We start from the raw sequence: 25323 nt of genomic DNA, 5'->3' as shown, positions 1-25323 counted from the left end.
CATGGGTAAGAACGGGAAACGAATTATCACCATACTGCTGGCAGGCTGTCTGATTGCTGTAGCATTACCACGTACGGTTGATCTGGATCAACTATACGCTGCATCAGGAACATCAGATATATCCACGGCAACAGATTTGCGCCAGACCTTGCTTACCGCAATGTCACAGCGAACGGAGGAACTTGTTTTTACATACAAAGGCAATGTGAAAGGCCTCAAAAAACAATTACAAACCTCCATCGATGAGGCAATGAAGAGTGACCCTTATATCCAATATACCGTTAAAAGTTATGCATTCAATTATAAAGGCTCCAATGTGTCGGCCGAGGTGCATGTGACGCTCTCCTATCGGGAGACCAAGGAGCAGACCGATTATGTGAATCGTAAAGTCACAAACGTGTTGAAAGAAATCATCAAACCCGGCATGACGGATCATGAGAAGGTCAAGGTCATTCATGACTGGATTGTGCTTAACCTTTCCTACGATACCTCTCTGAAGAAATATACGGCCTATGACGGGCTTGTTACAGGCAGTACCGTCTGTCAGGGATATTCACTGTTGGCATATCGGATGCTGGAGCGAGTAGGTATCGATAACCGGATTGTGGAAGGTACAGCGGGCGGGCAGCTTCATGCCTGGAATATTGTGAACCTGGACGGCAAGTGGTATCACATGGACACCACCTGGGATGATCCTACCCCTGACCGCAAAGGTAAGGTGAGCCACAGCTATTATTTGCTGAGTGATGATGAGATGGCACGTGACCATATCTGGACAGGCAAAAGCAAGTACCCCGCTGCGCCAGCCCCATATCGAGAAGCTTTATTAAAGCTGGTGAAGGCCGGAGATAGCAAAAAAGCCGCATATCAGAAGCTGTACCACGCTCTGGACTATTCCCTGTATGATGAACAGGATGCCGTCAAAGGCCATGCTGCGCTGAGGACCAAAGTTCAGAGTAAGCTGAAGGAAGGCGGAACCTCGCTGACATTCAGGTACAAGGGTACGGAGGCTGGTCTGATTGAAGATTTGCAGGATTTGTACCAGCTTGGCATGAAATCGATATCTTATTATGTGTCCAAAATGGAAGGTACTACGGATCTGCGCGTCAAAATTAACTGGACACTATAACAACCGTTTGAACAGGATGCTCCGATTGAGGAGTATCCTTTTTTGTGTTCAATTTTGTGTTCAATAGCGAGGATTTTAGTGTTGTCTATTTTTTGTATATGTCGCTTTGCTATTCTAATCTTCGGCGTATGCCAACACTACGTACGAGGAGGATATGCAAACAATGAGGAAAAAAGTGAGCATAGTGATCATTGCTCTGTTACTGGTCACGCAAATGATGCAGGGTTGGATATTTACACCAACAATGCATGCTCAGGATGAATTAACTAATTTGCCAGCCAGTGCAATCAGCGATACAGCATCAGAAGAAGGTTTGGCAGGTTCGGAAGAGGTCAACAACGTTGATGTTGCTGCCACTCCGGAAGAAGAGGGGGAGGGAAACCTCAACCAGAGCAGTTTAGCAGTGGCAGCTGCAGGTCCGGTAATTACAGATCAATTGATTACCAGTGTGCAGATGTACAATCAGGAGCCAGAATATGATGAAGTAACTGGAGCGATCATAACGAAAGGTGATCCAGTCGAGGATACTAGGCCGAGCATCAAGGATGAGGTAGCCGTTATCTTTTCTTGGGCTTTCCAAGATGATACTCATTCTTATGGAGCGGGTTCTACGTATACATTTGACCTTCCAGATAAACTCAAGATTGAGTCACCATTAACAGGTAATCTGGATGGTGGAGTTGGCGAATACATTGTGAATCCCGATGGTCAGGTTACCTTTACGTTCAACGATCAGATCGTTGGTTCCCAATTAACAGGTAACTTCTATGTGTGGATTAACTACGATGAGAGCAAAATGGACGGTGGGTTGAAACAACCGATAGTATTTGATTTCATTCGGGATGGTGATGTTACATTTAACGTGCATTTTGCGAATACAGCCAAGGATGAACTCACGAAATCAGGAGTTGCGAATAAAAGAAATTTCAACTCGGATGAAATTAATTGGACAGTGGATTTCAATCAAGGTGAAAAGCAGATCACTAATGCCGTACTGACGGATACGCTCTCGGCAGGACCTCTGAAAGGGACTATTGAGATTCATGAATTGGAGGTTCAATTAGACGGATCTCTAAAATTGGGAGTTCTATCTGATACAAAACTCGAATTCCCGATTATACTGGGAGATATTGATAAGGCATACCGGGTGACGTACACAACAAGTATTAAAGCGCCAACGAAAGAACCTTTTACGAACGTTCCTTATGAAAATACTGTGGAACTTACTGGTGATCAGAATTATAAAGAAACCGATATAGGTAGAGTAAATGTCAGTTTTAATGAGCCTTTGAACAAGTCAGGGCAAGATAGCGGATATAATCCGGTGACCCAGACGATCACCTGGAAAGTGCAATATAAATTATAATCAACAAGAGATTACACAGGCGAATGCCTGGATAGAAGACCGTTTTGACACAGCCAAACAGGAATTGGTTCCTGGATCGGTAAAAGTCTATCAGGTAAACATCAATGATAGCGGGAACGCTACAAGGGCGAATCAAGTAAACTCCAATGAGTATGCACTTACACAGTTGGTTACAGGGGATGGTTTCAGATTACAATTCATCAATGACATCAACATGGCATATGAGATTGAATATGAAACGAAGTCGATAGCTCGTGTCTATGAGAACGATACAATAACGAATACAGTAAGTATGTATGATGGAACAACAAAAGAGGGCAGTAAGGGCATACAGGAAGTCATATTTGCGAAGAGCGCTAAAAGTGAAAATTTCAACAGTAAGGAAATCGAGTGGCAGATTGTACTGAATCGTGACTCGAAGCGAATGACGAACATCGTCATTACGGACAATTACGAAGAAAGAAATATGAAGTTGATTCCAGGCAGTCTTCAAATTAGTGGCCTTCAGCAGGATCAGTTTGAACTTGTACCAGTTGCTGATCCAAGTGATACGAGCTTTGAAAAAGGGTTTACTGTTCAAATGGTGCCTAACGGTATGATCAACACAGAGCATGTGATTACCTATAAAACCAGCTTTGACCCAACGGCGGGTATGCCAATTAACGATGAATACCGTAATACGGCGACTTTGAATTGGAACGAAGCGAATGGAGAACAGACTCCGATTACCAAGTCAGCTGTGGTCAAACCACAAAAATTATACAATAGATAATGGTAATAAGAACGGTGAATATAGCGCCAAGGACAAAATGATCACCTGGACGATTGATATGAATTATAATTTGTATGATATCCAGAATGCAATTCTTAAGGATAATTATGAGGGTAATCAATCTTTTGTAGAAGGTTCTCTGCAAGTAAACAAACTCTTATTAGAGGGAGATAACAATATCACGGGGATTGGTGCACCGGTTACACTGGAAACAGGGCAATTCCAATTGAACTCGGACGGAAAAGGCTTCATCTTAAACCTTGGCAACATCGGAAAAGAGGCCTACCGTGTCGTGTATAAGACAAGTTTGGATGGAGAATTCGCTGTTAATGGTACGTACTCTAATCATGCGATCCTGACTGATGGTGAGGGTGGTATAGAACGATTTAATAAAATAGCGCAAATCACACCGGCCCACGGTGGAAAATACGTTCAAAAAACAGGTCGGCAAATCGGTTCAACAGATAAGGCTTCCTGGACGGTAAATATCAACCCAAGTCAATCTTATGTAGCACCAGCTCTATCTTAACCGACACGTTATCAGATAACCAGATTTTGCTTGTAGATACGCTGAAGTTATATGCGACTAATCTACCTGAGGACAATTCAGGGAACGTATCCGTTAAGGCTGGATTGGTTAATCCTGATGAGTATGAACTGGTTGTGCAAGGCAATACATTTACATTCAACTTTAAGAATGAGATAAGAACTGCCTACATATTGGAGTATCAATCCTTTATTGATGCCAATAGTGGGGATAGAATCGAAAATAAAGTTGAATTTGCGGGTAAATCTGACTCGGTTAAGGGGTCAGACCAGCAGGACGGGATTCGTGTTTACATGGCAGGAGCTGGAGGTGGAGCATCTACTGGTAGCGGCCAAATTACAATCCACAAAGTAGATGATGAAGGTCTACCACTTGAGGGAGCGATTTTCACCATTTATAACGCTTCTGGAACCACACTTCTGGAAACGTTGAAACCGACAGATGAGAAGGGCGAAGCTGTAACCTCCCGAAAATACAGATTAAACAACCAAACTGGGATTCCTTATAGGTTGAAAGAAGTATCTGCACCAACGGGTTATTTGGTTGATGCTGACTACGGTGCTTCTACAGGACAAACGATCCAATTCAGAGATGCCAGGGAACCATTTGAAGTGATGAACCAAAAAATTCGTCAAGGTTTCCAATTAACCAAGGTGGATGCTGTGGACAACACAAAAACACTAAAAGGTGCAACATTTGAATTGTATCTGAAAACAGGGCAAACCAGAAAGTTGAAAGATACGATAACTTCGGGTGAGGATGGAAAGATCGGAGCAACCGATCTGGAGCCAGGAGATTATGAGTTGGAAGAGATCAAAGCACCTGAATTCTATCAACTGGATTCAACGCCTATTCCTCTTACAATTGTAGCCAATCAAACACAGATTGTTACGCTCACACAAACCAATACGCAGGGTACGAATGCTAAGCTGTTGGTAACTAAAGTGAACGCTAAGGATCAATCCGTGTTAGCTGGAATTGAATTCGAACTGCATGACAGTACAAATGCGGTGGTTGACACACGGGTTACGGATATAAACGGGGTTATTGAATTTGATAACTTGGCCTATGGTTCATATACATTGGTAGAAACCAAGGCAGAAGGCTTTGTGATTGAACAGCCCGAGACGGTTGTATCTATTACCAAACCGGAAACCCAATTGACCATTGCAAATAAAGAAAATGATCGTTCCGTGAAATTGATTAAAACCAATGCGGGTAGAACACAGCACCTGCAAGGAGCTGTGTTTGAATTACGGGCCCAAACTGCATTAATGGATGCAAATGGAAATTGGGAGTTCCACAAGGTAACAGGTCTAGATGAAGCTACACTGACAACCAATCAACAAGGTGAAATTGTACTTGAAGGCTTGGATATCAATAAATATCAGTTGGTTGAAATAAAAGCGCCCAACGGATACATGTTGGAAACAACACCGGTACTATTTGAAATTACGAACATACAAACCGAAGCCGTAGTTGTGGAAAAAACAAATCAGGCTATCCCGGTATCGGGTGGTGGGTCTAGTGGACCTTATAATCCGGGAACACCTAATACGGGGGTAACGCCGCCAGATCCGGATAAACCAACAACACCGGAACCGGAAACACCAGGAACGTCTATCCCAGGCACTGTTGTTACTGAACCTACTGAACCTACTGAACCTACAGAACCTGGAGGCGGAACCGAAATTCCAACAGATGAAGATAACGGAGTAGCTCCTCCTTCACCAGGCGTTTCCAACGGTGACGACATTGCATCTCCAGTAGGGGATACAGACGCACCGGATGGGGATGGTGCACTTGCACCTCCTGCTGGAACGGATACAGATGGATCCCAGGGCAATGGAAATTCTGCATCACAGCCAAACGGAAATTCTGGATCTCAGGGAATGCTGCCACAAACAGGTGAAGAGAGCACAATGGCTTACACTGCTGTGGGCATGATGCTGATGGCGCTAGGTAGCGCGGGATTCATGTACTTCCGCCGCAGACAACAGCTTCATCGCTAGATCAAAACACGCAGTATCTAAAATTTATCGTGTGTAGATAGAAATACCCTCTAGCATTCACTACGAAGACTTAGCGTCGACGTGTGAATATGCTAGAGGGTATTTTTTGGTGATATTTAGGGAGAATCAGGTCCCCGCAACATTCGGTTTCACTTCAATAGCTCTTACAATTAGGCGATGTGTTGGATTGACGAGTGGATCACAGGTAATCAAGGTAAGGACCTGTCCAAGTCCGGGATCCTCCAACACAGATAAGTCATTTGGCTCCACAACGGATATCTGATCTACCTTATATTGGATAATCGTTCGATCTGCCAAGGTGACTTCCATTGAATCACCAATCTGGAGTTCTCCCAGACGATTGAACAGTCGACCTTTTTTGTGGGCGCGATGAGCGGCTATGGCGGCATTACCTTTTTTACCGATACTAGTGGTTTCGACAAGATGGGTTGCAGCTACCTTCATGTTGTCCTCCGTTGCACCTTCCAGAATCGGTAAGCGGACATCAATCTTGTCAATCGAGAGTACCCCCAACGTATCCGAAGAGGCGTCTTGCACTGTATCTGTACTATCCGTAGTCGGCTCGGCGGAAGCTGCATCCTGCCTGCCTTGTTCGAAGGAGTGATTAAGCTTAGACAAGCCGTTTTGCAATTGCTCCAGATCGTTCATGACACGGGTTTGCTGCCAGTCATAATACGTTTCCCGCAGGAAAGGAAAGCTGATGATCAGGATGCCCAGTAGAACGAGCAGAATAGAGAATTTTTTCATTATACATCAACTCCCGTTGTCCAAGAAAAATAGTATACCCTTCTCTATTCTACTTACGGATCTATACAAAATATGGACAGGGACGAAAGGACGTACAGAAATGTTCGAAGGGGGAGCCGATCCAACACAAAACCTCCCCGTTTCGCTACAGTAGGAAGACTGCAACGCCACGGGGAGGTTTTATTATATGGTGTCAGATTGTATCGTTGTATAAGTTGAACTAACCATTTACATGAGAACGTAGAGGACAGAAATAGCGTGATTCTTCGTTAGTGCTTGTCACTTGGTGAATCAGTAGGTGTGAAATCACATTCCTGCAGTGGCACCACTTTGGTCTTTTTGATCCATTTGTAACCAAGCCATAATACCAAGAACAGGGGTACGCTCAGGTAGGCAACGATGGCTCCACTCCAGTCGATCTGATCACCCGTGAATGCCTGGTAGTTCTGCCCGATGATCACGATGATACACAGGACAAAAGCAAAGATGGGCCCAAACGGGAACCAGCGTGCACGGTAAGGCAGATCGCTCAGATCCCTGCCTTGTGCAACGTATGCACGACGGAAGCGATAATGACTGATAGCGATACCCAGCCAAGTGATAAAACCACACATACCGGATGCATTCAACAACCAGGTATACACAATCCCATCGCCGAACAGGGAGGCAAGGAACGCCAACATGCCAACAGCTGTTGTAAGCAGCAAGGCATTCATGGGAATCCCCTTTTTGTTCAACTTGCCTAGGAAACGAGGGGCTTTACCGTCTCGGGCTAGGGCATAGAGAACCCGGCTCGAAGCGTACATGCCTGAGTTACCGGCTGAGAGTACAGAGGTTAAAATAACGGCATTCATGACGGAAGCCGCAATGGCGAGTCCTGCTTTCTCAAACACCAGTGTGAACGGGCTAACACCGATATTTTCCAGATCACCCTTGAGCAGATTTGGATGCGTATACGGGATGATCAGACTGATCACGGTAATTGCCAAAATGTAAAAAATCAGTATGCGCCAGAATACCTGACGAATTGCACGAGGGACATTTTCGCGCGGGTTTTCACTTTCACCGGCGGCTACCCCGATAAGCTCGGTACCTTGGAATGAGAATCCCGCAGCCATGAACACACCAAGCACAGCGAAGAATCCGCCATGGATGGGCGCATCACCGATGGTGAAGTTGCTGAAACCAACCGCTTCTCCGCCCATAATACCAAAGATCATGAGCACACCAACGGCGAGGAAGATGATGACAGTAGCGACTTTGATAATGGCGAACCAGTACTCGGACTCTCCATAACCTTTAACGGACAACACGTTCAAGGCAAAGATCAGCACGAGGAATAATAAGCTCCATAACATGGACGAACTGTCAGGGAACCAGTATTTAATGAGTACTGTAGCGGCAGCAAGCTCTGCTGCAATGGTTACCGCCCAGTTGTACCAGAAGTTCCAGCCCATGGCGAACCCGAGAGCAGGATCGACAAAACGTGCGGCATACGTATTAAATGAACCGGAGTCCGGCATAAAGGTAGCAAGCTCACCAAGGCTGGTCATTAGGAAATAAACCATGATGCCAACGGCCGCATAGGCAATTAATGCTCCACCAGGGCCTGCGGTTGAGATGGCGGTACCACTTGCGAGAAACAGCCCGGTACCAATCGAGCCACCGAGGGCGATCATCGTCATATGGCGTGCGCGTAATCCTTTTTTCAGGGAAGGTCCAGTTGTGGTTGGGTTACTGCGGTCTTGCATGGAAACACTCCTTCATTCGATATACTGATGTTTGCGATACTTGAATTCATAAACAAAAAGACCACAGGCATCAGCCTGCGGTCTTTAATATTTCAATGTCCGCACCATGTCCCAGATGATTAAGATAGCTCAACACAGAAGAATTCATACCTTTATATAAAGGAAATGTGCTTCCGTGACAGTTCTGCGCCTTTCGACAGCAGCCCCAGCTCACCGGACCGTATAAGGAACGTCCAGCAAGCTTCGGCGGGTACACCTTTCGGCTGATCTCATAAGCGGCTCCTTAGCGCCTCCATCAGCGTACTGATCGCACCCGCGACCTCTACCTCACCATCAATGGATGAGGTGTATCTATTGTCTATGAAATTATGAACAACACAACTTAACACCGTGTGTCCTGTTTAGTAAACAGACAATCAGTATAACGCGCATGGTTTTCCAGTGCAATAACAATTGTTGGATGTGAGGTCTGAGAGACGACTATTCCTCTTTTTTGTTACGACCAGCCATCTGCTGCCATACCGTTCCAGCGGCCTGTTCGCCCGATTCGATCCGCTCCAGAGCCATCTTGGCCTGCAGGCTGACTTCAAATTCAGGATCATCGGCTGCCACTCGCAACGCTTGCTCTGCTTCTTCGGTTCCGACCTCATAGAGAAAACGTGCTGCACGCCAGCGTACAAGTTTACTTTTATCGGATAACGTGGCTGTCATGGCTGGGGTTGCGGCAGGGTCACCGATATCAGACAAGGTATCCCCGGCAGTCCGGCGTACCGCAGGAGAACTGTCCTGAAGCGCTTCATACAGCAATTCCATCGCTTCCGGTGTACGAATGTCACCCAGGTATACGACAGCCAAGCGGCGAATCTGCATTTTGTTGTCATGCAAGGCATGGGCTACGAGAGGCAGTCTTTCTGCCGTAGGCTCCATGCCGTCAAATGCCGCATAGCGAACATTCCAGTCCTCGTTTCGCAGAGCCTCTTCAAGTTCGGCTCCATCCAATTCACGGCGGCGCTCGACGAACTCTTCGGATTTGGTACCATGTTCAATGGCCTGTTTGATGACCTGCTCCAATCGTTCCGGCGGGTAAGCGGCTTCCAATTCCTGCTCGACTTCACGTGCAATATCAGGCAATTCACCATATCGAACACCATAATCACTCAGTTTGCGTTCTTTGATCATCGTTGCACTGGCGACTTCTGTTACGGCTTTGACAAAACGATCTGACAACGAGATTCGTTCTTCCTTGACCCCGGCCTTGACCCTAATTTGCATCGGTACGCCTCGGAAGAATTGTACAAATACCTGTGCTTCTCCGAAGTGCTCGCCTGAACCATCTTCAGATTCTATCCAGTCCAGATCGATACCTTGCTGTCCAAGGCGATTTTGGACTTCACCCAAGATAACGGACCAGTCGGCATTCCCTTTACGATCAAGTGCTACAAAGTCTGTTGTGTGGAACACACTCTTTACACCGGGAATATGAAGCATCTGGCGAATGAACGCCGGTGCAGATCGTTCGTTGTCCAGTGTATATGTTTTGCGAATTCCGTCCTCCAGACGTTCATCGAGATGTAACATCATCGTATTTGGACTCGGTGTTGGTTCAATGGAAACAATATTCATCAATGTAACCTCCTATAGTACCAGATTCATCTATAACTTCCCGTAAATTAAATCACACGGGTATTTCTCTATTTTACATCAATGTGAGGAATCTGCGAAATCATCCAGAAGTGAAGGGGACCTTTCTAACACTTAATGTGAAGAAGTACGAAATTTGTTAACACTTCTTTCATGTTCACGCACAAACATTTTTAAACGAAAATTGGCACAATAAAGATAAGAATCAACTGGAGGTTATACCTATGGAACCCATTACCGTGCTCTCGGATGGAAAACGTCGTATTGCATATGAGAATATTATTCAAGTGTTCAGGAACTGGTTTGAGGACTCAGCATCTGGTTCTGCGATAGAAACACATCGTGGAAGTTGGGAAAATGCCCGTTACTGTATTGTTGATTATCAGGTTGCCGAAGAAGCGGTGTCAGCAGCAAATGCCATTCGGGCTTTTATGCCACAACTTCCATTACTGGTCATTACGGATTTCAAATCCCTTATTCGGAAGCGCCATCTTCAACAGATTACAGGTACAGGTGAGATGAAGATGATTCTCTGGAATGAGCAAGAGCCGGATCAACTAATCAAGGATATGGAAAATTGGTTACGTTTGTCGTCTGTCCATAAATCAGAAATAGCCATACCGCCCATCTTATCCATGAGATAAAAGAGGGATATGGCAGAGGGTTTTTAACTTCAAGCGTTACGGTCCTATTAGATCACATATTTATAGCCTGTTCCCCAAACCGTCTTAATATAACGTGGGTTCTTGGGGTCAGGCTCTATTTTTTTACGCAGACTTGAGATGTGAACATCAATGGTACGATCCAGATAGGCGCGTTCGGAGCCTTTGATCCGATCCATCAGTTCATTGCGGGTGAACACTTTACCCGGATTTCGGTACAATTCCTTCATAATCTCAAACTCAATATGAGTGACCTCGATCTCAACGCCATCCACAAATAGGGTTCTTCTGTACTCATTCACATTCACATGTCCAGTAACCTCTGCCTGCTTGTCTTCTTTTACCGGTTTATCTTTATAGGAAATGATTGATCTTCGCAGCAGTGCTTTAATCCGGGCATCCAACTCTTTCAAACTAAATGGTTTGCACAGAAAGTCATCCGCACCATTATGCAATGCGCGAAGTCGATCATTCAGCATGGTGCTTGCCGAGATCATCAGAATGGGCACGGTGGAGTGCTGACGAAAGGCTTCTACGAGATCATTTCCATCCATTTCAGGAAGCATGAGATCCGTTACAACAATATCCGGCTGGAATTGTGGAAACAGTTGAAGTGCCTCGCGGGCATGATGAACCCGTTCAGTGATGTATCCTTCCTCCTCAAGAAAGAAAGCAATCATGTCGGCCAGATTTTTCTCATCTTCTATAAGAAGTACTTTGATAGTCATAGGGTCACACTCCTGGTGAAAATAATATGTTAAGAAAATGCTAAAAAAACAAGGTGAATTGCGAATAAATGCCGCAAATTTTTTAATGTTTCTATCCCAAAATATAGGATGTATATGTAGAGAAAAAAATAAGTTTTTGAAATGAACTTCAATATTCTAGCATGAATGCAGTTTGGTTGCCGATCAATCAAAATTTCCCAAAGCTACACCAAGTACTAATTACAGTATAATGGATCAGAACGATTTGAGGGGAAAAAAGTAAGATTGTATCCGCTTAAGTTTATAGGGGGAACCAACGTTGTTGTTGAAAACAGAAGAAAAAATGATCCATGAGGGCAATTGCTTATGGATCTTATAAAGGCAAAACAGCTGCTGGAGTGGGTCGTGCTGAAGCTAAGGATACCATGGTTTGGAACCAGCATACTGATCATTCTTGGCTCACTAAGTACTATTTTTCCACTTACCTTATTCTATGGCGTGCAGTTTATGGTTGGCAGCGCAGCAGCACTCATCGCTCTTCGTTTGCATGGGACTATCTATGGATTTGTCACCATTACATTCATCTATCTGTTAAATACCACCGTTGTCGGCTTCGAGCCGCGGAACTTAACGGTAATGATTGCGCATTTCATTGAGCTGATCTGGATGATCGGTTGGCAATTGCGTTGGAAGAATGGCAGCCTAATCAAGGCTAATGCTGTCTTTTGGGTAGTGATGCTGCTTCCCGTCATCTATTGCGGACATTATTTATTGGGACTGAATATAGAAGATTTGAAGTATGAGTATATGTATATTGCCGTGATTGGTATGGTGAATGCGTTGATCGCGGGTATTGTGGTGGACTTCTGGATTACTACGGGTGAGCACAAATCAAAACGTACAGGAACTATTCCTATCACCAGAATCGCATTTAAATACGTAGTCGCCTTTGTGGTGTTTGTTTCTCTCCTATTGTTATCCGCAGATAGCCGCAGACAATTAAGTCAAATGAATGATGCCATTATACTTGATATGAAACATGCAGCAAGTGCTGTTGTTCAGGATCTGGACGAACAGTATGTTACCTCGGAGAATATGGATCAGAACATGGCACGGTATCATCATTTATTGGGTGTGAATGTGATTCTGCTGAATCGGAATGATACAGTCGTTACTTCTGGTTTGAATACACTACAGGCTGGTGAGTATCTGGACATGGATAGATACAGTCTCCTTAAGTCGAAAGATAACCTTATGCTATTAAGCTCTGAGAATATTCATTACAGTGCTGTATTGAATCACTGGAAACAGGCATCTTTCATCTATGAAGCGGAGATGACAGCTGTAACACCTTATCGGGTATTCATTGAGACCAGCTCAACCAAGTATTATCCTCGAATAGAATCGATCTATCTTACCACATTGCAATACCTGTTCCTCATCATCGTGGCTTCCATGATTGTAGCGGCTCCTCTGAGCAGTAAGGTCGTTAGTCCACTCTTAAGACTAACCAGAATGACAGGTTCTCTTCCGAGGTTGCTGTTTCGAAATGGGAAGATGGAGTGGCCAACGAGCCATGTAACTGAAGTACAGATTCTTATTGGTAATTTGCGTAAAATGGCTGATGTACTGCTGGAACAATTCGAACAGATTCGTCACGATAAGTTAACTCTGGAGGACAGGGTCATAGAGCGGACCAAGGAACTCAAGAATAGTGAAGAAGTCAAACGTGCAATTATTGAATCGTCAATAGATGCGATTATCGCTGTAGACTCGAATGGAATCATCGTTGAGTTTAATCCGGAGGCCGAAAGAATGTTTGGATTGCTTCGGGAAGAAGTGATCCTGCACAAGGAAGCACCATCTCTTTTTCAAGGGGCCAGCTGCAGTGAGATCAAGAATTTGCTGGAGCGATTTGAATATGTTGAAGGTAAAAGATACACCATTGTTGAAGAAATTTCAGGTATCCGACGGGATGGTTCCGTATTTCCGATCGAGTACAAAATTGTTGAGATCCAGTTGGGCAAAAATGAGACATTATATAATCTATTCATTAAGGATATTACCGAGCGGACCAGAGCAGAAGAAGATCGTGTACGTCATGCCCTTGCGCTGGAGAAGCTGAACTCGGAGTTGTTCAATGAGAAGATTGCCATTCAAGAACAGCGAGATATCAGTGAGCAATTCATTGAATCCGTACGGGAAGGGCTCGTGATGTCTGATCGATCAGGGACCATAACCATCGTCAACCGAAGAATAGAAGAGATGTTTGGTTTGGGTGATTTTATGGGCAGATCCATTGAAGATTTGGCGCAGGCGATTGATACGATGGTATTAACGGACAACTTCAATCTGATGGAACAGACGAGAGCATTCCTGAATGGAGAAACGGCGTTTATCGAGACTGAATTTATATTCAATAATGTGGATAAAAGTGTATTTTCCTTGTACATGAAGCAGATGGATGTCCCGGGTAAAAACCATGGGTTTCTGCTGGTGTTCCGTGACCGAACAGGAGAAGAACGGCTGGATCGGATGAAAAATGAGCTCATCAGTGTGGTATCTCATGAGCTTCGGACGCCTGTAGCCACCATTATGGGATATGTGGAACTCATGATGATGTATGACCTTCCGGCAGCTCAACAGCGGGAATTCATGCAAACCATCTCTTCGGAGGGCAAGCGGCTGAGCAGTTTGCTCGATGATGTACTCGATATTCAGCGCCTCGACAACGAAGGTATGACTTACCACATGACATATGTACCGCTGGTTGAGTTGGTAGAAGGGGTTGCCGAACAGTGGAATATGAAGTCTGCCCAACGGATCTACGTGCATACGTTTAATGGAGACTTCTTTGCTTATGCTGACCAGAACAGGATGGTTCAGGTTCTGCATAATCTGGTGGGCAATGCAGTCAAGTATTCTCCGGGAGCCGATCGTATTGATGTTACGTTATGGGAAGAAGAGGAATGGTTATGTCTTGATGTGCGTGACTACGGAATAGGTATTGCGGAGCAAGAGAAGGACATGCTGTTCAACAAATTCTATCGGGTTGATAATTCGGATCATCGGCAGATTGGTGGAACAGGAATCGGGTTGTACATTTCCCGTAAAATTGTAGAGGATCACAAGGGTACGCTGACCTTTATATCTGCACCGGACAAAGGAAGTACGTTCAAGGTTCGACTGCCCAAACAGGACGTATTGGTGTGAATTTAATGAAGGATGAAGAAATGTATTTCACTTTTTTATGAATAATGTTTATGTACGAGAACTACGGATAGAGCCTTTACCCTTCAACGCGTGAGCGTGATAAGGGGAAAGGCTTTTTTTGTTTTTCAATTTCCCCGGATAAAAAAACAACTTCTTTTGCAAACTGTCTATAGAGCCATAATTTGCATCCCATGCAAAAGGAGGACGGCAGGTATATGTTCCGTAAACAAGAGAAAACACTCATTATCGTCTGTCTGGTTGCAGCTGTGGTTGTGCTGTATGCCGTTGTGAAGAGCATCATCCGAATCATGAGTTATTGAGATACACGTTCAAGCAGAATAACTGCTGTCGTACATAACGATTATGTGAAAGAGGAGTGTAACCATGTCATCCCTGGACCCTGTTTTGCTCAGCCGGATACTAACCGGTCTTACCCTGTTTGTGCACATTATTTTTGCCTCTATTGGTGTAGGCGTGCCACTTATGATTGCCTTGGCCGAGTGGCGAGGACTACGAACCAATGATATGCATTACACCTTGCTGGCACGCCGGTGGGCGCGAGGTTTTGTCATCACCGTTGCTGTTGGTGTCGTTACAGGCACCTCGATCGGATTACAGCTCAGTCTGTTGTGGCCGATGTTTATGCGGGTAGCGGGTCAGGCAATCGCCCTGCCGCTGTTCATGGAGACGTTTGCCTTTTTTATAGAGGCGATCTTTCTTGGAATTTACCTCTATACGTGGGATCGTTTCAAAAAGAAATATACGCATATGCTGCTGTTGATTCCGGTAGCTCTCGGCTCATCTGCATCTGCGATCTTCATTACAACGGTGAACTCCTTCATGAACCAGCCTCAGGGATTCACCCTGATTAATGGCATTATGAAGGACATTCATCCGATTGCTGCCATGTTGAATCCGGCAACGCCAACCAAAGTGTCCCATGTACTCGCCTCATCCTACACCTTGAGTGCAGGTATCCTGGCGGGGATAGCCGCCTTCAGTTTGCTTCGGGGACGGGATCATGTGTATTACAAAAAAGCACTGAAACTCACGACGGTATCTGCACTCGTATTTGCCATCAGTACCGTCATGATCGGTGATTCCTCCGGTAAATTCCTGGCGAAATATCAGCCGGAGAAGCTGGCTGCCGCAGAATGGCATTTCAAGACGATGAAAGAGGCACCGCTCGTCTATGGGGGGATTTTGGATGAGAACAATGAGGTGAAATATGCGATTGAGATTCCCTATGCGCTTAGCATTTTGGCAGGTAATCGTCCCGATACGGAAGTGAAAGGTCTCGAAGAGTATCCTGCGGATCTGAGGCCACCATTGTCTATTCACTATATGTTCGACCTGAAGGTCACAACCGGAGTGATCATCCTGATGATTCCTGTGTTATATGTACTGCGTCGGTGGTTACCAGGGCGCAAGCCATATCCCAAATGGCTGCTGCTCGGCATTGTCTTGCTGGGGCCTCTGGCCATGATTGCCATCGAGCTGGGGTGGATGTTCGCCGAAGTTGGCAGGCAGCCTTGGATCTTACGCGGATATATGAAGGTGGCGGAAGCAGCCACGACGTCAACTTCGGTTGGATGGATGTTAGTGTTGTTCATCTTGCTGTATCTGATCCTGTGTTTCTCGTGCATTCGGGTACTCAGCAAGCTGTTCCGCAACAAGGAAGCAGAGAAGGAACTGGAGTCTCTGGGGCTTGAAGGAGGGATCGTGCATTGAGTTTCGAAATTGCAGGCATCGCAATATTGTGGACGTTTTTGTTCGGTTACCTGATCGTTGCTTCAATTGATTTTGGCGCCGGGTTTTTCAGCTTTTACAGCATATTGACCGGACACGAGAACAAAATTCATAACATCATTCAGCGCTATCTGTCTCCCGTGTGGGAAGTGACGAATGTGTTTTTGATCTTTTTTGTGGTTGGACTGGTCGGATTTTATCCGGATAGCGCCTTTTATTACGGGACAGCTCTGCTGGTGCCGGGTTCCTTGGCCATTGTACTACTTGCAATCCGGGGCGTATATTACGCCTACAATACCTATGGTAACCATGGGCAGAACAGCCGGATCTACATGGCATTGTACGGGGCGACGGGATTGCTGATTCCGGCGGTATTTTCCACCATTTTGGCGATATCCGAAGGCGGGATCATTGAGCAGGTGGGCGATCAGGTGTTTTTTCGCTGGCGTGAATTTTTGACGAATCCCTATACCTGGTCGGTTGTTTTGCTTGCACTGGTCAGTGTGCTGTACATCTCGGCGATGTTTCTATCTTATTATGCGAAGCGGGCAGGGGATGAGCCGGCATATGAGGTGCTTCGAGAGTACGCGCTCCTATGGAGTTTGCCTACCATTTTTGCAAGTTTTCTGGCTTTTCTGCAGATTAACAAACAGAATCCCGCACACTTTGAGCAGATGGTGAATATTTCGTGGATGTTTATCGCTTCGTTTATTTGTTTTGTCATTGCCGTGTCGCTGGTGTGGAAAAGTAAATATCTGGGTTGGTGTTTTGTCGCTGTCATGCTTCAGTTTGCCTTTGCCTGGTATGGTTACGGGCGATCCCACCTTCCGTACATTCTGTATCCTTACATCAATATTTACGACAGCTTTACGAATCGGACGATGGGGATTGCACTTATTACAGCGTTTAGTCTGGGGCTACTCGTGCTCATTCCTTCGCTTGTGCTGATTATGAAGTTGTTCTTGTTTAATGCGAATTATGTGCGCGGTAATTCTGGTAAAAAGAAAGGATGAGTCTGTCCATGCACCCAAACATGTTCTTACTCATGACTCCCTTGCTGAATCCACTATCTACTGAGGGAGTCACGGGGATACCCGGTATAACCGGATTGAGCTTTTTTGAGACATTCACCATTATGTACGCCCCTCCACTGATCATAGCGGCTGCTATTGTCTTTCTGTTTGTATATCTGGCCGTATATAAGAACCCAAAGGATTGATTGGTACGTCCATTCCCGTTTGGGGTAATCTCTTGTTAAGAAATGAGGAAGGGAGGAGGGCCCTTTCATGCCGAAAATCCGTTATAACAATATCGATAATGTAAGTACGGACAAAACGCTGAAGGAATTCAAACAATGGAGGGAGCAGCGGCGGAGCAAAGTGAAGGACTACTCCTACACCGTGCCCAAACACCCGCCTGAACTGGATTATCTGCATGCCAACCGGGATGACACAAGTATTACCTGGATTGGTCACTCCACGTTTTTCATTCAATATTATGGATTGAACATCGTGACTGACCCGGTGTGGGCCGAAAAAATGGGATTTCAACGAAGGCTCGGTGCCCCCGGCATTCCGATTCAGGATATTCCACCGTTGGATGTCATTCTGATATCTCATTCCCACTATGATCATCTGCATCTCGCTTCCTTGCGTAAGCTGATTACAGCCAAGACATTGCTGATCGTACCCGATGGTCTGAAACGCAAGATGATTCGCAAAGGATTCCATCGATGCCAGGAGATGAAGTGGTGGGATCATATGACACTTGGCGGAGTCAAAATAACTTTTGTCCCTGCACAGCACTGGACGCGCCGAACATTGTTTGATACCAATACGTCCCATTGGGGCGGTTATGTATTGGAATTGAACCATCCGGCAACGACTTCAGCAGCGGAAAGTGCTGCAACAACGAGCAATCAGGATGAATCATCCACGGAATCAGGGAAGAACGAAACATCCAAAACATCAGACGGTCCGCCTGTGTTGTATTTTGTGGGTGATACAGGTTACTTCCAGGGTTTCAAAACGATTGGAGAACGCTTTGACATTGGTGTTACCCTCATGCCCATCGGTGCCTACGATCCGGAGTGGTTCATGACTTCTCAACATGTGACACCCGAAGAAGCGCTGCAGGGGTTCGTTGAATCCGGTTCACAGCTCATGGTGCCCATGCATTACGGCACATTCAAGCTGGCGGATGATACGCCCAAGGAAGCGCTGGATCGGCTGGAAGTTGAACGTGAACGGCTAGGCATTGGCAAAGAGCGGATTCGGGTGCTTGGTCATGGCGAGACACTCCGCATTCACCACGAGGAAGGCAAACAGGGCTAACAAAAAAGAGTCAAATATGTTAATGTAGGGATATGCCTGCATGAACAGTGTATTTACCAAATCTTTAATAAGTAAAAAGCGGCCAATTTTCGAATTTGCCGCTTTTTTGTGTTATAATATGGTGCCAGAATAGGCATCGGGATATTGAATCCATGATTTACGCAACTTGCTATTCATGCAGTATGCAGATTAACCAATAAAGGATGGTATGCTTAATGATCAGTACAAGCGGCATCACGCTCCGCTACGGAAAACGTGCACTTTTTGAAGATGTAAATATCAAATTCACACCAGGAAACTGTTACGGCCTCATCGGTGCCAATGGAGCCGGTAAATCAACATTCTTGAAAATTTTGTCCGGTGAAATTGAATCAAACTCGGGAGAGGTGCACATCACCCCGGGCGAACGTATGGCCGTTTTGAAGCAAAACCACTTTGAATATGATGAGTATCCGGTTCTTGAAACGGTAATTATGGGTCATAGTCGTCTCTATGCCATTATGAAAGAAAAAGATACGCTGTATGCCAAAGCGGACTTCACGGAAGAAGACGGCCTGCGTGCAGGTGAGCTTGAAGGTGAATTTGCCGAGTTGAATGGCTGGGATGCTGAGCCGGATGCAGCGGCACTCCTGATCGGTCTGGGTATCGACCGTGACATGCACGATAAAAAAATGAATGAACTAAGTGGTAACGAAAAAGTTCGTGTCCTGCTTGCACAAGCATTGTTTGGTCGTCCAAACAACCTGTTGCTCGATGAGCCTACCAACCACTTGGATCTCGAATCCATTCAATGGCTTGAGAACTTCTTGATGGACTATGAAGGTACTGTTATTGTGGTATCCCATGACCGTCACTTCCTGAACAAAGTATGTACACACATTGCGGATATCGACTTTGGTAAAATCCAGCTGTACGTAGGTAACTATGACTTCTGGTACGAATCCAGCCAATTGGCACTTGCGTTGCAACGTGATGCCAACAAGAAAAAAGAAGAGAAGATTAAAGAGCTTCAAGCCTTTATTCAACGTTTCTCGGCGAACGCCTCGAAATCGAAACAGGCAACTTCTCGGAAGAAACAACTCGACAAAATCACGCTGGATGACCTTCGTCCATCGAACCGTAAATATCCGTTTATCAACTTCAAACCTGAGCGTGAAGCTGGTAAACAATTGTTGACCGTAGATCGTATCAGCAAATCCATTGATGGTGTGAACATGCTGAATGATATCAGCTTTGTCGTGAACAAAGGGGATAAAATCGCATTTGTTGGCCCGAACGGGAATGCCAAGTCACTCTTGTTTGATATTCTTATGGGTGAAACGGAGTTGGATAGCGGCGAATATACTTGGGGGGTAACTACAACTCAAGCTTATTTCCCGAAAGACAACTCCAAATATTTTGACGGTGTAGACATGACTCTTGTGGATTGGCTCCGTCAATATTCCAAAGATCAGGATGAAACGTATCTGCGTGGATTCTTGGGACGTATGTTGTTCTCAGGTGAGGAATCCTTGAAAAAGGCAAGTGTACTCTCCGGGGGCGAGAAAGTTCGTTGTATGCTGGCGAAAATGATGCAGACTGGTGCTAACGCATTGATTCTGGATGAGCCTACGAACCACTTGGATCTCGAATCCATTACAGCGCTGAACAATGGTATGATTGATTTTGACGGCACCATGCTGTTCACTTCCCATGACCATCAGTTCATTCAAACCATTGCTAACCGGATTATCGAAATTACGCCGAATGGCATCATTGATCGCCAAATGAGCTATGACGAATATCTGGAAAGTGATGAAATCAAAGAACTGCGCAATAAAATGTATCCGGTAGAAGCTTAAACCAAGCATCATCTACGGCACATTATTATAGGAACACCAAAGAACCGCAAGCCTCTGTGAAGAAGGCTTGCGGTTCTTTTTGTAATTCAATGGGTTTCTCTTCGGCTTTAAGACCTAAGATCCACCAGTACGGCGACGTTGGTTGTTAGGCTTCTTGTTGTTTTGACTCTTCATCGCTTTAGGTCCGCCTTCAAAGTAGGCGCTGGATTGGTTACCGGAATTTGCTTGTTCTTTCTTTTGCGCCAGCTTTTGGCGTATAGCATCCTGCAAACTGACCTTTTTCGGTTCGTTATTTTCGCTCATCGTTATTTCCCTCCCGGTCTTACAGTGAGCCGTCCAAATTGGACGGGATGTACCTATTTTATACGTTTTACAAAAGCCCTACAAGGGCAACCTGATAAAATGCTCAAAACCTTTGGTTTTACCCGGGCCAACATTTTTTCTCATTAACTACAGCCCTGCCGTCTGGCAACTTTTTTTCGGCTTGCCTACAGCAATGCAGCTTGGCAACACTGTTTCTGTAGACCCACACGCTCCACATTTGTTAACATGGAAAAACCGTAATACGAAACGTTAAAGGGGTGTCGCCCGGTTTGAACGCTTATGAAGAAATTCGAAAAGGGGAGCGAGGGGCTTGGGTTAGTATTGCAGCCTATCTCGTCTTGTCCGCTTTTAAGCTGATCTGTGGATATTTATTTGCTTCCAGCGCCTTGCTGGCCGATGGTTTTAATAACCTTACGGATATTGTGGCATCCGTTGCTGTATTGATCGGGCTTCGGATCTCCCAGAAACCACCTGATTCGGATCATGCCTATGGTCATTTTAGAGCGGAGACGGTTGCTGCCTTGGTGGCTTCGTTTATTATGGCTATGGTTGGGCTGCAAGTATTGGTTGAAGCCGTTCGCTCCTGGTATGAAGGAGCCTTTGTTGCTCCAAATCTGTGGGCGGCAGCGGTGGCTGTAGTCTGTGCCGTTGTGATGTTAGGTGTATATCGTTACAATAACCGTCTGGCTAAACAAATTAATAGTCAGGCTCTGATGGCTGCGGCGAAAGATAATCGATCGGATGCCTGGGTCAGCATAGGTGCTGCAATTGGAATTATAGGTGCGCAGTTCGGACTTCCATGGCTGGATAAAGTAGCTGCCATTGCTGTAGGTCTGTTGATCTGCAAGACGGCTTGGGAGATTTTCCGGGATTCTACACATCGTCTTACGGATGGATTTGACCAGAAGGAACTGACGGATCTCAGATCCTCCGTAGCACGCGTTCCCGGTGTTGAGATGATCAAGGATGTGAAGGCACGTGTGCATGGCAGTCATGTACTTGTGGATGTAGTCATTGAAGTGGACGGAGGCCTAAGCTTGATTGAAGGCCATCAGATCTGTGACCGTGTTGAAGAGCGGTTGAAGCGATCGCATAACATCATGCATGTACATGTTCATGTGGAACCAAAGACGGAAGAAGTCACAAGGAACTCATGAACAGGGAGTGAACATCTTGGAAAATCAAAAGAGGACAGCCGCGATTGTGCGTGCTGTCCTCTTTACTTATCATTAGAACGATTATACGATGTTATTGAATGGCAACGTGGATCCACGCTTTGCCTTTCCACGTGTATACTTGTACCCACTCGCCGCCATCGAATCCATCAACAACTTCACCTGTTGTATCGATGACTTGGGAGCCTAATGCACCGATTGGTTTACCGTTAGGAGCATCATAGAACCAAGTGCGCTCCAGAAGGTTCAGCAACATCGTTGGTGCCAGTACTTCATCGCCTGGTTTGACGAGTGGCTCTTCAAACATTTTGTCATCTGTAGTTGTAGCTGGCGTTTCAGTTGTAGTTGAAGTACCTTCTGCACCTGTAGTGTCTGTTGTTGTACCTGTTACAGTCTCAGCAGTACCTTCTACTGTTTCTACAGCAGGTTTGTTCACTTCAACAGCTGGAGTTGTTGTGGTCGTTGTCGTTGTTGTAGCTTCTGTTCCTTTTTCCGGATTCACCGTTCCAGTAACCGCTTCCTCAGCACCCGCAGCAGCAGCCATCGAACCCATCAACGTTAAAGCAGCGGCAAAACTTACGATTTTTTTCATTTTGTTTTTCCTCCTCGGTAGGTATGTAAAATGTTGTCCTGATTACAAGTAACCAAGCAAGCACCCTTATGAATCACAAATTATAACAATATTTTCTTGCATTCTCCAGTGTCAACTGGCTCATATGTGGGTATATAGCAAGCCTGTAAATATCATACTTCGGTGGGATAAAACCGGGTTGGCTATCTCAAAAAGGTCCTGATTTTTTTGGGATTCATACGAGAGCGGATTGGAATAAAGCAGAAGGGAGTGCAATACATAGTATAGAAAAGTTGAACTATGCCTGAACGCACAAAAGCCAATCGGCTTGGTAGCACGATCGGCTTTTGTATGTATTCGTTTAGTAAACACTCAGTCATATCAGAGCCTGAGGTTATCGCATTCGGCTGCGTCCCGTAATCAGGGAGATTACGAACAGTACAACAAAGATGAAGAAGAGTACTTTCGCGATTGAAGCAGCTGCTTCAACAATACCGAAGAATCCAAAAATACCTGCTACCAGTGCAATAATTAGAAATAATACAGACCATTTCAACATAAGTATTCATCCTTTCGTTACTTGATTGTGCAGTGAGTTGTGTTCACCTCACCGCCTTGTGTAGTCTAACTTTAACCGAGTGCTAACCGCTTGAAACATTGGTTTTTTTTCCAAGCGAAGGCATATATGAAGGGATATATAATATTGTTTCGTCCGGGAAATCGCCGGGTAACTATAGCAATAACAAACTGATGCACATATGGAAAGAGAGGTTCTTCTATGATCTATCAAATTAGCGTGGCCCTGATTGCAGTGGCATTTGCAGTACTGGTATTCTTTTTAATTCGTACCTTGAAATCCGCTCAGGGTTCTCTGGACAATGTCTCACAAACATTGCAGGAGGTACAGAAAACCATTGATGAACTTAGTTATGAAGTGAAGCAGACGGTAAGACATGCCAATGATATTACGGTGGATGTACAGCACAAAATGAAAAAAATTGATCCTGTTATGGAATCTGTTGAGAATCTGGGTGAAGTGTTGAATGAAGTGACGGCAGCAGCCAAACAAGTCTCCACAACACTGATGGCGAAATTTCAGACCAAACGTAACAACGCTGAACAGACCAAGCATGCTGAATCGGTTCATGTAACTGCACCGCCTGCTACATCAACGGATCGTACCCTGCAATCCTATGAAGCTACATATAATGGTGAAGCTAAGGGCGGGAAAAACTGGATGAAGTATATTGATCTTGCAGCGAATGTATGGCAACGGATGCGCAAGTAACATGACCGCTTTGTAACCCATGAAGAAGCCTTCAGAGCGGTGATGAACCTGATGAAAGGGTGAGAATCATGATGAAACTACTGCTTGTGATGTTTAGCGTAATTTCTCCCTTTTCCGTTCAACCGGCAGCGGTACCCGCTGCTCACGATATGCAATGGACGGCAATGGAAGAGAAGGCGTCAGAGGTAACTCTGGCTGTTAATCGATCCGAGACTTTCCAGCATTTTCGGACTCTGAATGGTATTTCTTTGGATGACACTATGGATGATTTGTTGGCCAAGAAGGGCCAACCGGGGCATAAACAGGAAGATCCTTATCTGGGGTGTCCTGAATATCACTTTCATGATGTGAAGGTTGGCTTGTGTGAAGATACGGATGTCATTCAATATGTGCATATCGATGCATCTGAGAATCACATCATGTTAAACGGAAAGAGAATTGAGATGAATATTGAAGCGTTCCATCATGCTCTTGGGAAACCTTATTATGTGGCAGAGGACGGAGAAGTGTTTCTCCGTGGAGACCAGGCTCTGAAAGTATATATGAAGTCAGGATCTCAGCAGATTGAAGGCATTGATCTTTTTGATGATACAGTTTCCTAGGATTGGTTATTACCGAATCGTTTCAACCCCATATAGTATGGTTATATACTAAGTAGCGCGATACAGAAGATTAAATCAGAGGAGAGTGGAAACGATGAATTCAACCAATGAGCAAGCTTATGCAAAAGTGGTAGAAAACGGAGTCCAGGCGGTAGAAGCGGTGAAAGAATTGCAGATTACCGGATACCTTCCTGATCAAATCTTTGTTCTCGCCCATGAGAAGGATCGTACAGATCGAATTGCCGATACAGCAGATGCCAAAGAAATTGGCATTAAGGAAGAAGGAGTATTTGATTCCTTGGCGAATCTGTTCCGCTCACGTGGTGATGAACTCCGGGCCAAAATTGTTTCGATGGGCTTTACCGAAGCCGAAGCGGACTTCTATGAGAGTGAACTCGACAAAGGTAAAGTACTCGTTATTGCTAAAAAGAAAGATTAACCCGATATACTTGCAAGTTGAAGTTTGCTGAACATGGACAAGCTTCTGAATCATTTATGTAAAATGCTTAATCAAAAACATAGATAAGGAATGGGGCTTTCCCCATTCCTTATCTATGTTTTTGCAAGTTTGGAAGCGGGATCAGGACGCTGCAAAAACAGGGTAACGAGCGGGGGTTTTCCCCTGCGATGGTGCCATTTACTGATAAAGGATGTTCATAAAGTCCGCTTTTGATTACGAAGGATGCCTATCGGCATCATCAGCATCGAATATGGAATTCAGCCGAAATGTCCGTTGCTCACGTAGTTTTCCCTACGCTCCGCTACTCCATTTCTAGCTTTATCCCATCTTCTCGGTACTGAAAACAGGTCTTTTTGAACACGTATTAATAGAAGTTTTTTGTTTTTACGATTATAGTTATACTAGGAATTAT

23 protein-coding genes and 1 riboswitch are annotated in these 25323 nt (G+C 45.1%); of the genes, 16 read left to right on the top strand and 7 right to left on the bottom strand.

The window, feature by feature from the left end; genetic code table 11:
* Position 1 precedes the first annotated feature (1 nt).
* The 5 genes from MKZ13_RS26470 to MKZ13_RS26450 all read left to right on the top strand — a co-directional run bounded on the left by MKZ13_RS26470 (position 2) and on the right by MKZ13_RS26450 (position 5826).
* A complete protein-coding gene (locus MKZ13_RS26470) occupies positions 2-1129 on the top strand; it encodes a transglutaminase domain-containing protein (protein ID WP_339179448.1) in 1128 nt (375 codons plus the stop codon).
* Positions 1130-1292: 163 nt separating this feature from the next.
* Positions 1293-2495 carry a collagen binding domain-containing protein gene (locus tag MKZ13_RS26465; protein WP_339179445.1) on the top strand — a complete coding sequence of 401 codons (1203 nt, stop codon included), beginning with the start codon at positions 1293-1295 and terminating at the stop codon, positions 2493-2495.
* Positions 2485-3267, top strand: a complete 783-nt coding sequence (locus MKZ13_RS26460) for a collagen binding domain-containing protein (protein ID WP_339185454.1) — start codon at positions 2485-2487, stop codon at positions 3265-3267. The genes MKZ13_RS26465 and MKZ13_RS26460 overlap by 11 nt, the downstream gene beginning before the upstream one ends.
* Positions 3203-3796: a collagen binding domain-containing protein gene (locus MKZ13_RS26455; protein WP_339179443.1), complete on the top strand. Its 594-nt coding sequence runs from the start codon at positions 3203-3205 to the stop codon at positions 3794-3796. Before MKZ13_RS26460 ends, MKZ13_RS26455 begins: the two co-directional genes overlap by 65 nt.
* 26 nt (positions 3797-3822) lie before the next feature.
* A complete protein-coding gene (locus MKZ13_RS26450; protein ID WP_339179441.1) occupies positions 3823-5826 on the top strand; it encodes a SpaA isopeptide-forming pilin-related protein in 2004 nt (667 codons plus the stop codon).
* A gap of 126 nt (positions 5827-5952) precedes the next feature.
* Here MKZ13_RS26450 and MKZ13_RS26445 read toward each other — a convergent pair whose 3' ends face one another.
* From MKZ13_RS26445 to MKZ13_RS26435, 3 genes are all read right to left on the bottom strand, one after another.
* A complete protein-coding gene (locus MKZ13_RS26445) occupies positions 5953-6594 on the bottom strand; it encodes a class D sortase (protein WP_339179439.1) in 642 nt (213 codons plus the stop codon).
* Positions 6595-6863: 269 nt separating this feature from the next.
* Complete coding sequence (locus MKZ13_RS26440; protein WP_192135801.1) at positions 6864-8345, bottom strand: amino acid permease; 1482 nt, start codon at positions 8343-8345, stop codon at positions 6864-6866.
* A gap of 117 nt (positions 8346-8462) precedes the next feature.
* Positions 8463-8678: riboswitch (Lysine riboswitch) on the bottom strand.
* Between the two features lie 147 nt (positions 8679-8825).
* Entirely contained in the window at positions 8826-9968 is a 1143-nt protein-coding gene (locus MKZ13_RS26435) for a virulence factor (RefSeq protein WP_047841582.1), read from the bottom strand.
* A 242-nt stretch (positions 9969-10210) separates the two neighbouring features.
* Here MKZ13_RS26435 and MKZ13_RS26430 point away from each other — a divergent pair, with 242 nt between their 5' ends.
* Positions 10211-10630, top strand: coding sequence for a hypothetical protein (locus tag MKZ13_RS26430; RefSeq protein ID WP_339179435.1), 420 nt, complete (start codon positions 10211-10213; stop codon positions 10628-10630).
* Between the two features lie 47 nt (positions 10631-10677).
* Here the strand turns inward: MKZ13_RS26430 and MKZ13_RS26425 are convergent, their stop codons facing one another.
* The gene (locus tag MKZ13_RS26425; protein ID WP_036668013.1) at positions 10678-11376 is read right to left on the bottom strand and encodes a response regulator transcription factor; all 699 of its coding nucleotides are present in this window, start codon (positions 11374-11376) and stop codon (positions 10678-10680) included.
* Positions 11377-11721: 345 nt separating this feature from the next.
* On the opposite strand from MKZ13_RS26425, the gene MKZ13_RS26420 reads away from it, so the two are divergent.
* The 6 genes from MKZ13_RS26420 (at position 11722) to MKZ13_RS26395 (ending at position 20491) form a co-directional block, all read left to right on the top strand.
* Entirely contained in the window at positions 11722-14568 is a 2847-nt protein-coding gene (locus MKZ13_RS26420) for an ATP-binding protein (protein ID WP_339179432.1), read from the top strand.
* Positions 14569-14952: 384 nt separating this feature from the next.
* A complete protein-coding gene (locus MKZ13_RS26415) occupies positions 14953-16299 on the top strand; it encodes a cytochrome ubiquinol oxidase subunit I (RefSeq protein WP_124118119.1) in 1347 nt (448 codons plus the stop codon).
* Complete coding sequence (locus MKZ13_RS26410) at positions 16296-17330, top strand: cytochrome d ubiquinol oxidase subunit II (protein ID WP_339179429.1); 1035 nt, start codon at positions 16296-16298, stop codon at positions 17328-17330. The genes MKZ13_RS26415 and MKZ13_RS26410 overlap by 4 nt, the downstream gene beginning before the upstream one ends.
* Before the next feature lie 8 nt (positions 17331-17338).
* Positions 17339-17536 carry a hypothetical protein gene (locus tag MKZ13_RS26405; RefSeq protein ID WP_339179426.1) on the top strand — a complete coding sequence of 66 codons (198 nt, stop codon included), beginning with the start codon at positions 17339-17341 and terminating at the stop codon, positions 17534-17536.
* A 67-nt stretch (positions 17537-17603) separates the two neighbouring features.
* Positions 17604-18650, top strand: coding sequence for an MBL fold metallo-hydrolase (locus tag MKZ13_RS26400; protein ID WP_221820792.1), 1047 nt, complete (start codon positions 17604-17606; stop codon positions 18648-18650).
* Between the two features lie 215 nt (positions 18651-18865).
* Positions 18866-20491 carry an ATP-binding cassette domain-containing protein gene (locus MKZ13_RS26395; RefSeq protein WP_062836460.1) on the top strand — a complete coding sequence of 542 codons (1626 nt, stop codon included), beginning with the start codon at positions 18866-18868 and terminating at the stop codon, positions 20489-20491.
* A gap of 114 nt (positions 20492-20605) precedes the next feature.
* On the opposite strand, the gene MKZ13_RS26390 is transcribed toward MKZ13_RS26395, so the two are convergent.
* A complete protein-coding gene (locus tag MKZ13_RS26390; protein WP_017692261.1) occupies positions 20606-20794 on the bottom strand; it encodes a hypothetical protein in 189 nt (62 codons plus the stop codon).
* A 290-nt stretch (positions 20795-21084) separates the two neighbouring features.
* Between MKZ13_RS26390 and MKZ13_RS26385 the strand changes: the two genes are divergently transcribed.
* On the top strand, positions 21085-21972 hold the full coding sequence (locus tag MKZ13_RS26385; protein ID WP_076212666.1) for a cation diffusion facilitator family transporter: 888 nt from the start codon (positions 21085-21087) through the stop codon (positions 21970-21972).
* A gap of 91 nt (positions 21973-22063) precedes the next feature.
* Here MKZ13_RS26385 and MKZ13_RS26380 read toward each other — a convergent pair whose 3' ends face one another.
* Both MKZ13_RS26380 and MKZ13_RS26375 read right to left on the bottom strand, forming a co-directional pair.
* Positions 22064-22582 carry a hypothetical protein gene (locus MKZ13_RS26380; RefSeq protein WP_339179422.1) on the bottom strand — a complete coding sequence of 173 codons (519 nt, stop codon included), beginning with the start codon at positions 22580-22582 and terminating at the stop codon, positions 22064-22066.
* 373 nt (positions 22583-22955) lie between these two features.
* Positions 22956-23120: a DUF1328 domain-containing protein gene (locus MKZ13_RS26375; RefSeq protein ID WP_017692264.1), complete on the bottom strand. Its 165-nt coding sequence runs from the start codon at positions 23118-23120 to the stop codon at positions 22956-22958.
* Between the two features lie 219 nt (positions 23121-23339).
* On the opposite strand from MKZ13_RS26375, the gene MKZ13_RS26370 reads away from it, so the two are divergent.
* From MKZ13_RS26370 to MKZ13_RS26360, 3 genes are all read left to right on the top strand, one after another.
* Positions 23340-23849: a DUF948 domain-containing protein gene (locus tag MKZ13_RS26370; protein ID WP_076212664.1), complete on the top strand. Its 510-nt coding sequence runs from the start codon at positions 23340-23342 to the stop codon at positions 23847-23849.
* A gap of 68 nt (positions 23850-23917) precedes the next feature.
* Positions 23918-24451 carry a hypothetical protein gene (locus MKZ13_RS26365; protein WP_221820798.1) on the top strand — a complete coding sequence of 178 codons (534 nt, stop codon included), beginning with the start codon at positions 23918-23920 and terminating at the stop codon, positions 24449-24451.
* Between the two features lie 94 nt (positions 24452-24545).
* Positions 24546-24890: a general stress protein gene (locus tag MKZ13_RS26360; protein ID WP_076212661.1), complete on the top strand. Its 345-nt coding sequence runs from the start codon at positions 24546-24548 to the stop codon at positions 24888-24890.
* The last annotated feature ends 433 nt before the right edge of the window (positions 24891-25323 follow it).

This window comes from Paenibacillus sp. FSL R5-0701, assembly GCF_037973995.1.
Taxonomy (GTDB): domain Bacteria; phylum Bacillota; class Bacilli; order Paenibacillales; family Paenibacillaceae; genus Paenibacillus.
Note: the sequence above shows the minus strand (reverse complement) of the source record. Positions and strands in the feature narration are given on the sequence as shown.

Excerpts from the sequence above, each read along its gene's own strand:
- MKZ13_RS26470 (WP_339179448.1), top strand. The coding sequence starts at position 2 with ATGGGTAAGAACGGGAAACGAATTATCACCATACTGCTGGCAGGCTGT.
- MKZ13_RS26465 (WP_339179445.1), top strand. The coding sequence starts at position 1,293 with ATGAGGAAAAAAGTGAGCATAGTGATCATTGCTCTGTTACTGGTCACG.
- MKZ13_RS26455 (WP_339179443.1), top strand. The coding sequence starts at position 3,203 with ATGGAGAACAGACTCCGATTACCAAGTCAGCTGTGGTCAAACCACAAA.
- MKZ13_RS26445 (WP_339179439.1), bottom strand. The coding sequence starts at position 6,594 with ATGAAAAAATTCTCTATTCTGCTCGTTCTACTGGGCATCCTGATCATC.
- MKZ13_RS26440 (WP_192135801.1), bottom strand. The coding sequence starts at position 8,345 with ATGCAAGACCGCAGTAACCCAACCACAACTGGACCTTCCCTGAAAAAA.
- MKZ13_RS26435 (WP_047841582.1), bottom strand. The coding sequence starts at position 9,968 with ATGAATATTGTTTCCATTGAACCAACACCGAGTCCAAATACGATGATG.
- MKZ13_RS26430 (WP_339179435.1), top strand. The coding sequence starts at position 10,211 with ATGGAACCCATTACCGTGCTCTCGGATGGAAAACGTCGTATTGCATAT.
- MKZ13_RS26425 (WP_036668013.1), bottom strand. The coding sequence starts at position 11,376 with ATGACTATCAAAGTACTTCTTATAGAAGATGAGAAAAATCTGGCCGAC.
- MKZ13_RS26420 (WP_339179432.1), top strand. The coding sequence starts at position 11,722 with ATGGATCTTATAAAGGCAAAACAGCTGCTGGAGTGGGTCGTGCTGAAG.
- MKZ13_RS26415 (WP_124118119.1), top strand. The coding sequence starts at position 14,953 with ATGTCATCCCTGGACCCTGTTTTGCTCAGCCGGATACTAACCGGTCTT.
- MKZ13_RS26405 (WP_339179426.1), top strand. The coding sequence starts at position 17,339 with ATGCACCCAAACATGTTCTTACTCATGACTCCCTTGCTGAATCCACTA.
- MKZ13_RS26400 (WP_221820792.1), top strand. The coding sequence starts at position 17,604 with ATGCCGAAAATCCGTTATAACAATATCGATAATGTAAGTACGGACAAA.
- MKZ13_RS26395 (WP_062836460.1), top strand. The coding sequence starts at position 18,866 with ATGATCAGTACAAGCGGCATCACGCTCCGCTACGGAAAACGTGCACTT.
- MKZ13_RS26390 (WP_017692261.1), bottom strand. The coding sequence starts at position 20,794 with ATGAGCGAAAATAACGAACCGAAAAAGGTCAGTTTGCAGGATGCTATA.
- MKZ13_RS26380 (WP_339179422.1), bottom strand. The coding sequence starts at position 22,582 with ATGAAAAAAATCGTAAGTTTTGCCGCTGCTTTAACGTTGATGGGTTCG.
- MKZ13_RS26375 (WP_017692264.1), bottom strand. The coding sequence starts at position 23,120 with ATGTTGAAATGGTCTGTATTATTTCTAATTATTGCACTGGTAGCAGGT.
- MKZ13_RS26370 (WP_076212664.1), top strand. The coding sequence starts at position 23,340 with ATGATCTATCAAATTAGCGTGGCCCTGATTGCAGTGGCATTTGCAGTA.
- MKZ13_RS26365 (WP_221820798.1), top strand. The coding sequence starts at position 23,918 with ATGATGAAACTACTGCTTGTGATGTTTAGCGTAATTTCTCCCTTTTCC.
- MKZ13_RS26360 (WP_076212661.1), top strand. The coding sequence starts at position 24,546 with ATGAATTCAACCAATGAGCAAGCTTATGCAAAAGTGGTAGAAAACGGA.